The organism is Brevibacillus sp. MER 51 (assembly GCF_023714195.1).
In the GTDB taxonomy this organism is placed as follows: domain Bacteria; phylum Bacillota; class Bacilli; order Brevibacillales; family Brevibacillaceae; genus Brevibacillus.
The window spans coordinates 23,203-36,941 of the sequence record NZ_JAMAUS010000001.1; the positions used below are offsets into that span (position 1 = coordinate 23,203).

Below are 13,739 nucleotides of genomic sequence, written 5' to 3' on the forward strand. Positions count from 1 at the left end.
TAGAATGATTTCCTGTAGGGAGGGGAACAATCAATCAAAGAACGAAGTGTGAAGAGAAATGGAAATTGAGGGGTTCATATGCTGGAAGTTAACTGTGATACATCATCGCTGAAGGCGGAATTGCTGCAAGAGCTGAGGGGAATATCCGTTACGTTGGATGAGAGCATACATGCGCTAAAAAATGAAAACGAATGTGTACTCGGGACGTTTGATCAAATACGGACGAAGTTTAGCCGACTCGAAACAGTAGCGGCCTCCTTTTATTTACAATGCTATCTCTCACCCTATACGGAAAAATATCTGGATTTATCCAAGGCCGTGCAGCACTTGGCCAAAAGGCGCCAAGGAGCATTGATTGTCGTTGAACGTGAGGACCCGCTAGATCTGCTGCTGCAAGCAGGCATACCAATTGGGGCCACGATGAGTCATTCCTTGCTGGAGTCGATTTTTTATCCTGGCAGCCCTTTGCATGATGGGGCCGTCCTGATTCGGGAAAATCATATCGTTTCCGCGGCCAATGTCCTGCCATTATCTCAGGTTGTGGTAGGGGAAAAAAAGCTGGGAACCAGACATCGTGCTGCGTTGGGCTTGAGTGAAAAAAGCGATGCACTGATCGTCGTTGTTTCCGAGGAAACGGGGAAAGCGTCCTTTGCCATGCAGGGACACATGTATCCGATTATCTCTCCTTCATGAAAGCGCTCCGCGAAAAGCCGTTGAATCCGAGAAAAAAAGAGGCTGGATTTGTCATGGTGATGATGAAATCCAGCCTCTCGCTATGTCATTCTCAGGAGAATCAAGCCCAATTTCCGTTGCGGAAGAGTGGTTCACGCTTGCCGTCAGCTGTTTCTCCATCAATGTTCATTTCGGCGGAGCCGATCATGAAATCGACGTGAGTGAGGCTGATATTGATACCGCGGCTAGCCAGTTCTTCATTACTCATGTCAGCGCCACCTTCGATATTCACACTATACGCGTTCCCGATCGCCAAGTGGTTGGACGCATTTTCATCAAAGAGCGTGTTATAGAAAATGATATTTGATTGCGAGATAGGGGACAGATGAGGAACCAGCGCCACTTCGCCCAAATAATGCGAGCCTTCATCTGTTTCAATTAATTGTTTCAGGGACTCTTCTCCCTTTTCAGCGGTTGCCGAGACAATTCTGCCTTTTTCAAACGTCAGCGTAAAGTTCTCGATCAAATTCCCATGATAGCTCAAGGGCTTGGTGCTGCGAACGGTTCCGTTGACGCCTTCTTTTAATGGCGCGGTGAATACTTCTTCTGTCGGCATATTGGCCATGAAGGAGACACCGTCTTTATTTACGCTCCCGCCGCCAATCCAGATGTGATTTTTAGGCAGCTCAATCGTCAAATTGGTGCCGGGAGCTTCGTAATGAAGATAGCGGTATTGTTTGGCGTTGAGCTGATCCACCTTGCTGTTCAATGTCGCATGATGGTCATGCCAAGCTTGGACAGGGTCATCCATATCTGCGCGAGTGGCGCGGAAGATTGCCTCCCACAGGGCTGGCTCCTGTTCCTCTTGTGGCAAATGCGGGAAGACCATTGCCGCCCATGCAGGTGATGGAACTGCTAGCACGCACCAGCTCACTTTATCAGACATGGTATAGCTGCGGAACTTATGGAGGGCTTGACCAGCCGTTTTGTTGGCAGTAGAAATGCGTTCAAGATTTACACCCTTCAGCAAATCGGGATTCGCTGCAGAGATGTAGAGAAATGCCGCGCCATTTTCTGCCATTTCCTCCAATCCCTGTACCTTCCATTGCGGGTATTCACGAAACGCTTCGTCAGGAGCCAAATCATATTTCATCCGTGTGAGTTCATCGTCGGTCCAATCAATATGTACATGCTTGGCACCCGCTTCGTACGCTTTTTTTGCTACTTTTCTTACAAAAGGAGCAGTAGATAGCGGAGCTGTTACTACTAACGTTTGCATAGGCTGCACGTTGACGCCGACTTTTACAGCGAGATCAGCGTAACGGTCAAACAAGGTTTCAAAAGACATCGTTCATTTCCTCCTTTTTAGAACAAAAGGCTTACTTGCATTCTATCTATTTTACCTTCCCCAGCGAAATCACCTGCTTATGATTTGAAAGAATTTCCTAGGAAAGCGCAGAAAAAGACAGATTACCGCCTAATTCGAGCAAGTTATCCACTTGTTTATTTTGGTTAATTGTAGGAAAATTCAAATGAAAAGGCAAATTTATTACATAAAAAATTTTTTATTGGCAGAATTAAAGGAGGCAGTCAGAGTGAAGACAAGACAGACACGTGATCAAGTCGCTGTCGAGTATACGTGGAACCTGAACGATCTGTTTGAGAGCCAGGAAGCGTGGGAGCAAGAATTAGCAGAAATTATACAGCATCTGCCTGTCGTCACAGCATTCAAAGGTCAGCTGCATAAGAGTGGAGAGACGTTGTTGGCATGTTTGGAGGCAAACGAAGCGATCAATGTTCGGGCGAATATCGCAGCGACATATGCCAGACTGCGGTCTTCTGAAGACGGGACGAATCCACAAAACCAAGCGAACTCTGCACGGGTAGGGGATGTCGTATCTCAGCTTAACGCTGCGCTTTCTTTTATCCCTTCCGAAATTTTGGCGTTGCCAGAAGGAAAAATCGAGAGCTTCTTGGAGGAAGAACCAGGACTCGAAATATTCCGCAAAAGCTTGAAAGATTTGCTGGAAACAAAGCCGTACCGACTGTCGGCTGAGACTGAGGAAGCGTTTGCGGCGATGGGCGAGGTTTTCGGTGCACCATACAACATTTACTTGCGTGGAAAGTTGTCGGACATGTCATTTGCACCCGTCCTTGATGGCGAGGGAAAAGAGCGTCCCGTATCTTTCGCGCTGTTTGAGACAGATTATGAGATGTCTTCCGATACGGTGCTCCGCCGTGCTTCGTACGAATCCTTTTCGAAGACGCTCGCTTCTTACCAAAACTCCTTCGCTGCGGTATACGCGTCAGAGGTGAAAAGACAAACCGTCATGTCTCGCCTGCGCGGTTATGAAACCGTAACGGACATGCTGCTTAAACCACAGCAAGTTACACTGGATATGTACCACAACATTCTGGATATCATCGGGAATGAACTCGCTCCGCACATGCGACGCTATGCGAAGCTGAAAGCAAAAGAGCTTGGCCTCGAAAAACTTGCCTTTTGTGATTTGAAGACGCCGCTTGACTCAGAATTCAGCCCGCCGATTACGATTGAAGAAGCTGGGAAAAAGATTCTGGCATCCTTGCAAGTAATGGGGCCAGAGTACACGGCGATTATGGAAAAAGCACTGAATGAACGCTGGATCGACTACGTAGACAACGTGGGCAAATCGACAGGTGCGTTCTGCTCAACGACATACAGCAAGCACTCTTACATTCTCATAACGTGGTCGGGAAATATGCGCAGTGCTTTCACGCTGGCTCATGAGTTGGGGCATTGCGGACATTTTATGCTGGCGACAAGAGAGCAAAGCTTTACGAACTCTCGTCCTTCGCTGTACTTTATCGAAGCGCCTTCTACACTCAATGAGCTCTTGCTCGCGCAGCATATCGTGGAGCAATCCGACGATCCTCGTCTGAAGCGTTGGGTCATTTTGCAATTGATGAATACGTATTACCACAACTTTGTCACGCATCTTCTCGAAGCGAGAATGCAACGAAAAGTGTACGAAGGAGCGCAAAAAGACGTACCTTTGACTGCCAAACAGCTCTCCGAATGGAAAGGGCAAGTGCTCGCAGACTTCTGGGGTGATGCAGTTGATCTGGACGATGCAGCGAGCCTTACATGGATGCGGCAACCGCACTATTACATGGGGCTGTATCCGTACACGTACGCAGCTGGTTTGACTGCTTCTACCGCAATGGCGGCGAGCATCAAGCAAGAGGGACAGCCTGCCGTTGACCGTTGGATCGAGGTCCTCAAAGCCGGGGGGACACTAACGCCGCTGGAACTGATGAAAAAAGCTGGCGTGGATATGTCAGATCCGCAGCCAATCCGCGAGGCTGTCGCTTACGTCGGAAGTCTGGTTGACGAGCTGGAAAGACTGTTTTAACCTGAAATAAGAAGAAAAGGCTTGTGATCTTCGAGGAGTCACAAGCCTTTTGGTTTGATCAAGCAAGAAGGAGTAGTCATCATGACCGAATTTACGCAGCGCGCACTAAAAATTATTGCCGGGATTCCAACGGGCCATGTCATGACGTACGGGCAAATTGCTGCGTTGGCCGGAAGTCCGAGAGCTGCCAGACAAATCGTTCGCATCCTTCATTCCTTGTCCAAAAAGCACAAGCTTCCTTGGCATCGGGTCATCAACGCCCAAGGAAAGATCGGATTGCAAGATTTGGATTCGTTCACGCTACAAAAAATGGCCTTGGAAAGCGAAGGGGTAGTCGTGTCAGCAGCAGGAGAAATAGCGTTGGAGCGTTATCAGTTTCACCCACAGGTAGTGGATGAGCCGGTATTCTAGTATCCGACCTCTACCGAAGCGATGACGATATAGGCTAGGTCGTTCTTGTCCTCTTTTTCAGCGATCACGACCCCACTGCTCGTCAACATGCCGCCATCGACGATTTCGAAGGAAACTTCCCCGTAAGGCAGTGCTTTACGAACCGTTTCCAGGTCGAGCTTGTCCTTGTCAGCAGGAACGGCTAGTCTCACATTTACTTTCATGTTATGGATATCGTTTCCTGGCAGGACAGAGCGCAGTCCAGGCATCGAATTATGATGGATGGCATTTTGAACAGCACGGACTGCGGCTTTGGTGACGTTTTGTCCATGCATGTCGATACCCATTCCTATTTCAATAAACATTACTTTTTCCATTGGCTTGTTCACTCCTATTTCATTCTACTTTTCTACCATCCTTATCTTACCACGAAAAGGAATGGTTTTTTCTCTTATCTGTATTGTGTTTATCGTCAAGACATGTCATCATAACATGTTAGCATCTATGCTTGACGATTCTTTTCATTATTGGAGGCAGGTCACAATTGGAACGTTATCCTTTTGCCTACGATCCGTCCCAGCCGTTCATCTCGCAGGTGAGTGATTGGGTAGCGGACGTTTTTTATGAAGTATTGCCTGAGGCTGGATTCGAGGTGCGTGATGAGCAAATCTACATGGCCTTTCAGCTTGAACGGGCTTTTATAGAAAAGCAAACGATTTTTGCAGAGGCGGGAGTAGGCACGGGAAAAACATTGGCTTACTTGCTGTACGCCATCTGCTATGCACGGTATACCAGAAAGCCCGCTATCATTGCCTGTGCGAATGAGTCTCTGATTGAGCAGCTCGTAAAACCGGAAGGCGATATTGCGAAACTGGCTCGCCATCTCAACCTGACGATTGACGCGAGACTCGGAAAATCTCCGGACCAATATGTCTGTTTGCGCAAGCTGGATGAGGCGAGATTCCAGCCTGAGACAGGTGAAGCTTTCCAGCATATTTATCAAGAGCTGCCTTCATTTGTTCATACACATGAAGCCTTGCAGTCCTTTTATCCGTACGGGGATCGCAGCACATATCCTGAACTGGATGATCAAGAATGGGCGCAGATGAACTGGGATACTTTTCAGGATTGCTTTGTGTGCGACAGACAGCACCGCTGTGGGCAGACCCTTTCCAGAAATCATTATCGTCAGTCAGCCGATTTGATCATTTGTTCCCATGACTTTTATATGGAGCATGTGTGGACTTATGAGATCCGCAAGCGCGGAGGTCAGCTACCGTTGCTGCCGCCGCATAGCTCGGTCATTTTTGATGAAGGTCATCTGTTGGAGCCTGCTGCCCAAAAAGCATTGACGTACAAGCTTAATCACTCCGTCTTCGAAGAAACGATTACGCGTGTGTTGAAGGGAGAGATCAGGGAAGAGCTCGCCATTGCCATTGAGGAAGCCATTGCCCAGAGCGAGGAGATGTTCTCGCGATTGAACGAAGAGAGCAAGGCTGTGATGGGCTCCAACCGAAAAGAAATCCATTTTCATCCGGAACTCATTGCAACCATCCACCGCTTTACGAGTCTCGTCAGTTGGATTGAAGAAGAGCTGGCGCTAGAGGGCGGTTTGTATACGTTGGACGAGTTCCAGCTGCGAATTGTCGAGGAGCATTTGGAAATGATGCAGTTGGCACTAGGTCTTTTCCAGGACCCGGATCACGTCATTTCCTGGATGAGTGAAGAGATTACCGGGCCAACCTTGGTCGTCATGCCAAAAAAGGTGCAGGAAGTACTGGAAGAGCGCGTATTCTCACAAAAGATGCCAATTGTCTTTTCGTCGGCGACTCTATCTGTTGACGGATCGTTCAAGTATGTGGCGGACAGCTTGGGCATTGATCAATACCTGTCTTTCTCTGTGGCTTCTCCATATGAGTACGACAAACAAATGGAAGTATATGTACCGACACTTTCCGTGACCGATTCATTTGCGGAAAAAATGAGACAGGCTACCCAATTACTGCAAAAATCAGCAGGTAGTGCGCTGTTGTTATTTTCCTCCATGGAGGAATTACAGCAATTCAAGGCTGCCATCAAAAACGAGCCTGCCTGTACGGATCTGCGATTCTTGTTTGAAGGAGATGCGGAAATCAGCCATCTGATCTCTCAGTTCCAAAACGACGAGAAAAGCAGCCTCTGTGCGGTGAGCCTGTGGGAAGGGCTAGACGTTCCGGGGCCTTCGCTGTCCAATGTGATCATTTGGTCACTGCCATTTCCGCCGAATGATCCGGTGTTTACAGCAAAACGAAAAAGTGCAGCGAATCCTTTCGACGAGGTAGATTTGCCTTACATGCTGCTGAGACTGCGTCAAGGCATCGGGCGTTTGATCCGTTCAAGAGAAGATAGCGGTCTGGTATCGATCTTGAGTCCGCAATTGAGCCAAGATGACAAGCTGAGACAGCAAGTGCAGGATGTATTTCCGAGTGGGGTAGAGTGGAAAACGTCTTTGGACGGTGTATTGGCGTAAAGAAAAAGCAGGAAGCCATGAAGGCTCCTGCTTTTTCTATGGTTATTCCGGCATATTGCCGACAGTAGGGTCGACGACGAAATCTGGCTTGAAGCCTTCATATTTTACTTCGGATACCATTCCTTGCGCAGCATGGCCCAGATCGTGGCAGTGGAACATCCAATCTCCTGGATTGTCAGCTTCGAAGGCGACTACATATGATTCACCCGGCAAAATGTTCAGCGTATCTTTGACCAGAGGGGAGCCTGTGATAGGCTGTCCGTTTTTGCTTAATACTTGGAAGAAATGTCCGTGCAAATGCATCGGGTGGATATCTTTTGGTGACTTGTTCACCAGCGTGACTTTGACCAGATTTCCTTTTTTGACGTTGAGAGGAGGGACATTCGGGAACGTTTTACCATTGATGGTAAAGGCCATTTTTCCATTTGCCGTTTCCGTGTTTAGATCCATTTGATACGTAATGTCATACTTCTGCTCCAGCGTAAAGCTGCTTTTTGCTGCTTCGCCGTATTTGGTGATGTCTATCGTCGGCATGTCGCCAGCTTCTGATTTGGCTGCTGTTGTTTCCGAGCCTTCGTAGACGATGGGCACGACAAGGGACTTGGCGCCTGGATTTGTGCTGCGCTCCTCTAGTAACCATTTGCCCGGATTGTTTGCGACAAATTCGAGATCATATCGTTCTCCTGGTCCGATATTGAGGAGCTGGCCTCCTACGAGGGGCGGATTATTGATAGGTTGCCCGTCCGTCGCTACGATTTTAAATTCATGACCTTGCAGGTTCAGCTTGTGGTTCAAGTATCCGGCATTGATCAGGCGGATTCTGACCTTCTCACCTTCTTTAACAGGTAGCGGCTGGATTGCTGGGCCTGTTTTTCCGTTCACGGAAAAAATCGTATACATCAACGGCATCATCTCTGCGTCACTCATGGGCATCTCCATATCGGCCATGTTGTGACCACCAGAGGAAGAGCTATCGGAAGAAGGGGAACTCGTGCCGTGGCTCATGCCACTTCCGTGCATTTCCGCCATGCTATCGTCCTGCATCCATTCATCCAGAACGAGGGTAAAATCTTTATCAGCTGGCTCTGGCGTAGCCGGTTCCACCACAAGTGAACCGTACAAGCCTTTGTCTACCTGCTTGGCGCTGTTTTGATGCGAGTGGTACCAGTATGTCCCGGCAACGTCCACCTTGAATTTGTAGGTGAAGCTTTCGTTTGGTCTTACGGCATTTTGGGTCACGCCAGGGATTCCATCCATGTTATTCGGGACGGGTAAGCCATGCCAGTGAATGGTGACCGGCTCGGGCAATTCGTTTTTCAATGTCACGCTGATGGTTTCCCCTTGTTTGACACGAAGCTGTGGACCTGGAACGGTTCCATTGTACGTCCATGAGGTTTTCATGGTCTTGTCATCGAGGTGGAGCATATTTTCTTTTGCCGTGAGGGTAAACGTATTGCCTGTAAGCACCTCCATAGACGAGTCGCTGGATGTGGACATCTGTTGTGGTTGAGCTTGTGCGGATGTTTCGGGTGGAGAATTCATGTTGTGTCCATTATGATCCATCGTGGTATTGTCAGTGGCAGTCGAGCATGCGGATAACAGCAAAACGCCACCTAGAACCAGGGGATAAGCCCATCGGCGTATTTTCCGTTTGTTCATGTGCACCTTTTCCTCCTTTGCGCTGTTAGAGAAAGCCTACCAAACGATTGTGTAGAAAACATGAAGGTAGGATGTATGACACTTCTGTTACGCATTTTGCAAAAATGGGAAAGTAAGCGTGAACAAATGCTATAATGGAGTATCGTACATACGAGTAATCAGTAGAATCGGACAGGGATGGTGTTCACTTTTGGGTAACGTAGATTTTGCGAGCTTGCCTTGGAACGTTTTTTGGGTTGGAGTCGCTTATTTTTTGGTCACAGGAGTCTTTTTCTGTATTGGGTTTATGCGATTGCTTTCCGAACGGGTGAAAAGTGGCATTGTATGCATGGTGATTGCGGTTGTCAGCGGTGGTTTTTTCTTAAATTATTTGTTTACTCATCATATTTAAATTGGAATAATCAAGCGAAGATCCTCGTCGGTACTGGTAATCGATGGGGATTTTATTTTTGTCTTGTATTTCCTGTTTCAATTGGCGAAAATGGTAGTGATAGGGGAACAACCGTGGTTGATGTCGCTTTCCTTCGGGGGATACCGATTCACAAGCAATGATTCCTCACAGATTGGAAGACGCTATACATACTCGCTTTTTGATTTGACCTTACATCATGCTGAAACTTATTGGCTCAAAGGTTTATCAACAAATGACAATCAGGAATGTCAATACAACTCGCAAAATTTACGAACGGATGCAGGCTGTTGATCCGTAAAACTTTTGTGACAAGTAAACACGTTGCATTTTGCATCTGACAGTGGTGGTCTGCGATGATCTACAATCGTGAAGCTGATGGGGAAAGTATACCAGCAGCTTCTTTTTTGTTCCGCGTTTTGACCGGGAAAAAACATGGTCAGAATGTAAACAGTTTGTAACGAGTTATCCCCCGAAACCGTCATATAATCAGGTTACAAACAACTATTCAGCAAGAGACTCACGTAAGACAAGGACCGGGTAATTTCCTTGTGAGACGATCCACTATAAGGAAGGTGTGATGCATATATAAGGGAGTAACCAAACCAAAAACAACGAGATAGTGAGTAGTTCATCACATCCTGAATACGGGCAACGATGATGGGAGAATTCATTTTCCATAAAGATAATGAACGAGATCAACCCCCGTTTTCGCACGATTCTAAAAAACAGGGGTTTTTGCATTCATAGAGCACGCAATTCCCGATGTGTAATGACTGCCCCCAACAACAAAGGACAATAACAGAACGGAAGGTAAAAGGGGAGAATGCAAAATGTTTTGCATGGCGAGCACGAAGAATCACCATAAAAATATGAAAAGGACGATGGGTACGAAAAGAATCAATAATCAGAACGAATTAATCACTCGCCAACATGCAACGACAGGAGGCCACCAGCATGCCTGAACCGATCAAAGGCTCCAGCAGTCGATACATGGCTGGGATCGACGGGCTTCGTGCGCTGGCGGTACTCGCAGTCATTATTTATCACTTGAATTACGACTGGGCACCCGGGGGATTGCTGGGTGTCGGGATTTTCTTCGTTTTATCGGGATATTTAATTACAGATTTATTAATTGCAGAATGGAATCGTAATGGCAGACTAGACATGAAAGACTTTTGGTTGCGCCGTGCCAGAAGATTGCTGCCAGCGCTTTTCCTCATGCTGTTTGTGGTGATGGCAGGCGTAGCCATCTTTTCGCCAGACCAGTTGAAAACCATCCGCGGAGATGTAGGGGCAGCCGTTCTGTACGTAAGTAACTGGTGGCTGGTCTTTCATGATGTATCTTATTTTGAAAAATTCGGTCCTCCTTCACCATTAGGCCATCTGTGGTCATTGGCAGTAGAAGAACAGTTTTATGTCATTTGGCCGCTGGTACTCGCTCTCGGACTCCGCTTCCTGAAGCGCAGGGGGCCAATCATGATTATTACTTTGGTGCTGGCTGCAATATCCGCCATTTCCATGGCCGTTTTGTATGAGCCAGGTCTTGATCCGAGTCGTGTATATTACGGAACGGACACACGGGTATTCGGATTATTGATCGGTGCCGCACTCGCCATGATGTGGCCGAGCCGCTTGCTAACGACGAACATTTCACAAAAAGCGCGAATTACGCTCGATCTAAGCGGTCTCTTGAGCTTAGGGATTCTTTTGTACAGCATTTGGAACACGAATCAATATGATGATTATTTATACGAGGGCGGGCTCGTCCTTCTGTCTGTCGTCAGTGCCGTGCTGGTCGCCGTACTCGCACATCCGGCAAGCAGCTTGGCGAAATGGATGGGCTGCAAGCCACTGCGTTGGATCGGCGTTCGATCTTACGGGATTTATTTGTGGCATTACCCTGTGATCGTTTGGACGAATCCGTTTTTAGCGGAAAGAGAGTGGATGGCGGTACCTGGAGCGGTTTTGCAGCTCCTCGCAAGCATTTTGCTGGCATCGTTGTCATTTAAATATCTCGAGGAGCCTATTCGTTACGGTGCATTAGGCAGAATCTGGCATCGCTCCAATAATGCGGGTCAGAAAACCAAACGGTTAAACCGTGTATTGGCAACCGGTTGCGCGATTGCTCTTTGTGTCACGTATTATGGGATTGCTTCGCTCACGTCAGATGCGACCGCTGGAAATGTGACACAGCCAACTCAAACTGTCACCGAGACAAAGGTCCCCGACAAGCCTCATGGTCCTGAGGTGCCAATCGTAGAGAAGAAGCCGGAAACGGTTCAAAAACCGGCAATTCCCCCGACAAAACCGAAAAACGAGCAGAAGCCAAATAACAACGGACAAAAGCAGAAGCCTGTGGAGAAGCAGAAAGATTCGAATGCTTCCAAACAGCCTGACCAAAAACAGGAACCGATCAAAGCGATAGGCTCTGGTAAAGGGATCACTGTGATTGGTGACTCTGTCATGCTCGATGTGGCTCCTTACCTGGAGAAACTACTGCCAGGGATCGTCGTGGATGCCAAAATCGGAAGGCAAATGGCGCAAGCTCCTGACGTAATTGCGCAGCTCAAGGCAAAAGGCCAATTGGGAAATCGCGTCGTGATTGAATTAGGCTCGAACGGCGCATTTAGTAAAGGGCAGCTCGACAAGCTGCTGCAATCACTGGATGGCGCAGAGCAGATCATTCTCGTCAATGCTCGCGTACCTAAACCATGGGAAAGCGTCGTGAATAAGATGCTGGCGGAAACGGCTGCAGCCCAACCACATGTCGTTCTTGTGGATTGGTATGCGGTAAGTGAAGGGCAAAGCTCTTACTTTTACAAAGACGGTGTTCACCCGAATAAGGAAGGCTCACAAAAATACGCGGCACTCGTGGCGAGTGCAATCGCGCCGACGGAGCCGGAGAAGAAGCCGGAAGTGAAAGAGGAAGAGAAAGCGAAAGAGTCGGCAGTCGAAGAGGCAGGGCAGATGGAAGGGGCTCTGGAAGCAACTGAGGAGACCCCTATGGAAGAAATGGTACAATGAAGCAAGGGAAGACCAGTGAACTAACTCGTTCGCTGGTCTTTTGTATGTGACAGTGCCTACAACCAAACATAATTTCCATCAAACAATAGCAGATCAGCTCATGGACTTTTTTCGCACTCTCCTGTACGATAGCTAACGGAAGAATAATGCATCGGGTGAAAGAAGGAACAATCATGATTCGGTCGTACTTGCTGTTGCTTTTTTGTGTAACGCTGTGGGGAAGTAATTTTGTTTTCGGAAGCATGCTGGTCAAAGAGTTTCCTCCGCTGTTTTTGGCAGATGTACGCTTGCTTTTCACATCTATGTTTCTGATCATTTACGCGTGGCTGACCAAAAAATTCGTAAAAATCACCGCTCGTGAGCTGGGACTTCTTGTATTGCTTGGCTTGATCGGGACGCTGGCAAATCAAACGGCGTATTTCAACGGGCTATTGACGACAGACGCGACAACGGCAGCGTTGATTCTTTCCTTGTCGCCGATCGTCACTGCAGTGCTTGCCTCTTTGTTTTTGAAGGAGCAGTTTACCCTGCGTATGAAGGTTGGCTCCGGCTTAGCTCTCCTGGGAACATTCTTCGTAGTCGGTGTTGGAGCAGGATTATCCATTTCCAAGGGAGTCTTACTCATTGTGATTGCCATGGTCACATTCTCCTCTTCCATGATCATCATTCGCAAACTGACCCAAACCATCCAGCCGTTTATTGCCACCGTGTACTCGACGACGGTTGGGACTTTGTTTTTGACTCCTGCGGCGCTGTTGACGATCGAGCCAGGGGCGCAGATCAGCCACGAAGCATGGGCATGGGCGATGCTCATTTTGACTGCGATCCTCATGCAAGGAATATGTGGAATCGTCTGGAATCAGCAATTAAAAGTGGTAGGGACGGGCAAAGCAGCTATTTTTCTTAACTTGCAGCCTTTTGTAGCGATGCTGGTCGGGTTTTTACTGCTTGGTTCGCAGGTGACGTCGATTCAAGTGGGGGGCTCCTTGTTGATCGTCGTGGGTGTGATTGTTGCCAGTGTTCAAAAGAAACAATCTGTTCAGCCATCGAAATCGGTATAGGCTTACTTGCTCATAAGAAAAGGACCTGATGGGAAGGTCCTTTTTTGCATGGAAGGAAAACGAATGGACGCTATACGAATTTGTACATCAGGACATCATCTGCGTATTCATTCTCAGCCAGCTTGAATTCTTTTACTTTTCGTCCTTCTTCCACAAAGCCAAGGCTTTTGTATAAAGCAATCGCTCTCAGATTGTTGGAGAACACCCCTAAGCTCACTTTTTCAATGAGCGGATGTTTCTTTGCCCAAGCTAACAACTCCATCAATAAAACCTTGCCGATGCCCTTATTTCTGTGAGCTTTCTGGATCATCATCGTGATCGAACCTGTATGAGACAAACGTTTGCGAGCCGGAGATACGAGCACGACCATGCCAGCCAATTCACCGTTTATTTCCGCTACCAACATGGTTTCCCTGTCATTGTCAATAATGTTTTGGATCCACTCAAGCTGCTGTTCCATGGTTTTGTTGAACTCTTCGGAAACAGAAATAAAAAATTCCCCTTCACCAACCACATCACGCTGCAAAGATAAAATGGCCGCTGCATCCTCGATATGAGCGAAGCGAATGGTCACTTTGTCGTCTGTATGTCTAGTCAATGATTTCACCCCGTTCGCA

10 protein-coding genes and 1 pseudogene are annotated in these 13,739 nt (G+C 47.8%); 7 read left to right on the forward strand and 4 right to left on the reverse strand.

All coding sequences use genetic code 11. From position 1 onward, the window contains the following. Positions 1-78 precede the first annotated feature (78 nt). The gene (cdaS, locus tag M3630_RS00110; RefSeq protein ID WP_173609362.1) at positions 79-693 is read left to right on the forward strand and encodes a sporulation-specific diadenylate cyclase CdaS; all 615 of its coding nucleotides are present in this window, start codon (positions 79-81) and stop codon (positions 691-693) included. Between the two features lie 100 nt (positions 694-793). Here cdaS and M3630_RS00115 read toward each other — a convergent pair whose 3' ends face one another. After that, the gene (locus M3630_RS00115; protein WP_251250783.1) at positions 794-2,020 is read right to left on the reverse strand and encodes an aminopeptidase; all 1,227 of its coding nucleotides are present in this window, start codon (positions 2,018-2,020) and stop codon (positions 794-796) included. A 247-nt stretch (positions 2,021-2,267) separates the two neighbouring features. Here M3630_RS00115 and pepF point away from each other — a divergent pair, with 247 nt between their 5' ends. Together pepF and M3630_RS00125 are read left to right on the forward strand one after the other, a co-directional pair. Then, on the forward strand, positions 2,268-4,067 hold the full coding sequence (gene pepF / locus M3630_RS00120) for an oligoendopeptidase F (protein WP_173609360.1): 1,800 nt from the start codon (positions 2,268-2,270) through the stop codon (positions 4,065-4,067). Positions 4,068-4,148: 81 nt separating this feature from the next. Then, positions 4,149-4,478, forward strand: a complete 330-nt coding sequence (locus M3630_RS00125; protein WP_173609359.1) for an MGMT family protein — start codon at positions 4,149-4,151, stop codon at positions 4,476-4,478. On the opposite strand, the gene M3630_RS00130 is transcribed toward M3630_RS00125, so the two are convergent. Next, the gene (locus M3630_RS00130) at positions 4,475-4,834 is read right to left on the reverse strand and encodes a Lin0512 family protein (protein WP_048032795.1); all 360 of its coding nucleotides are present in this window, start codon (positions 4,832-4,834) and stop codon (positions 4,475-4,477) included. The genes M3630_RS00125 and M3630_RS00130 overlap by 4 nt on opposite strands. A 167-nt stretch (positions 4,835-5,001) precedes the next feature. Between M3630_RS00130 and M3630_RS00135 the strand changes: the two genes are divergently transcribed. Beyond that, positions 5,002-6,966, forward strand: coding sequence for an ATP-dependent DNA helicase (locus M3630_RS00135; RefSeq protein WP_221867045.1), 1,965 nt, complete (start codon positions 5,002-5,004; stop codon positions 6,964-6,966). A gap of 42 nt (positions 6,967-7,008) precedes the next feature. Here M3630_RS00135 and M3630_RS00140 read toward each other — a convergent pair whose 3' ends face one another. Continuing rightward, a complete protein-coding gene (locus M3630_RS00140; RefSeq protein WP_251250784.1) occupies positions 7,009-8,625 on the reverse strand; it encodes a multicopper oxidase family protein in 1,617 nt (538 codons plus the stop codon). A 608-nt stretch (positions 8,626-9,233) separates the two neighbouring features. Here M3630_RS00140 and M3630_RS00145 point away from each other — a divergent pair. The 3 genes and pseudogenes from M3630_RS00145 to M3630_RS00155 all read left to right on the forward strand — a co-directional run. Next, positions 9,234-9,335, forward strand: a pseudogene (locus M3630_RS00145) (DUF1697 domain-containing protein); the annotation flags it as partial. Positions 9,336-9,991: 656 nt separating this feature from the next. Further along, positions 9,992-12,061, forward strand: a complete 2,070-nt coding sequence (locus M3630_RS00150; RefSeq protein WP_251250785.1) for an acyltransferase family protein — start codon at positions 9,992-9,994, stop codon at positions 12,059-12,061. Positions 12,062-12,234: 173 nt separating this feature from the next. Next, positions 12,235-13,122: a DMT family transporter gene (locus tag M3630_RS00155; RefSeq protein ID WP_173609354.1), complete on the forward strand. Its 888-nt coding sequence runs from the start codon at positions 12,235-12,237 to the stop codon at positions 13,120-13,122. A gap of 70 nt (positions 13,123-13,192) precedes the next feature. Here the strand turns inward: M3630_RS00155 and M3630_RS00160 are convergent, their stop codons facing one another. Next, the gene (locus M3630_RS00160) at positions 13,193-13,720 is read right to left on the reverse strand and encodes a GNAT family N-acetyltransferase (RefSeq protein ID WP_251250786.1); all 528 of its coding nucleotides are present in this window, start codon (positions 13,718-13,720) and stop codon (positions 13,193-13,195) included. Positions 13,721-13,739: the final 19 nt, after the last annotated feature.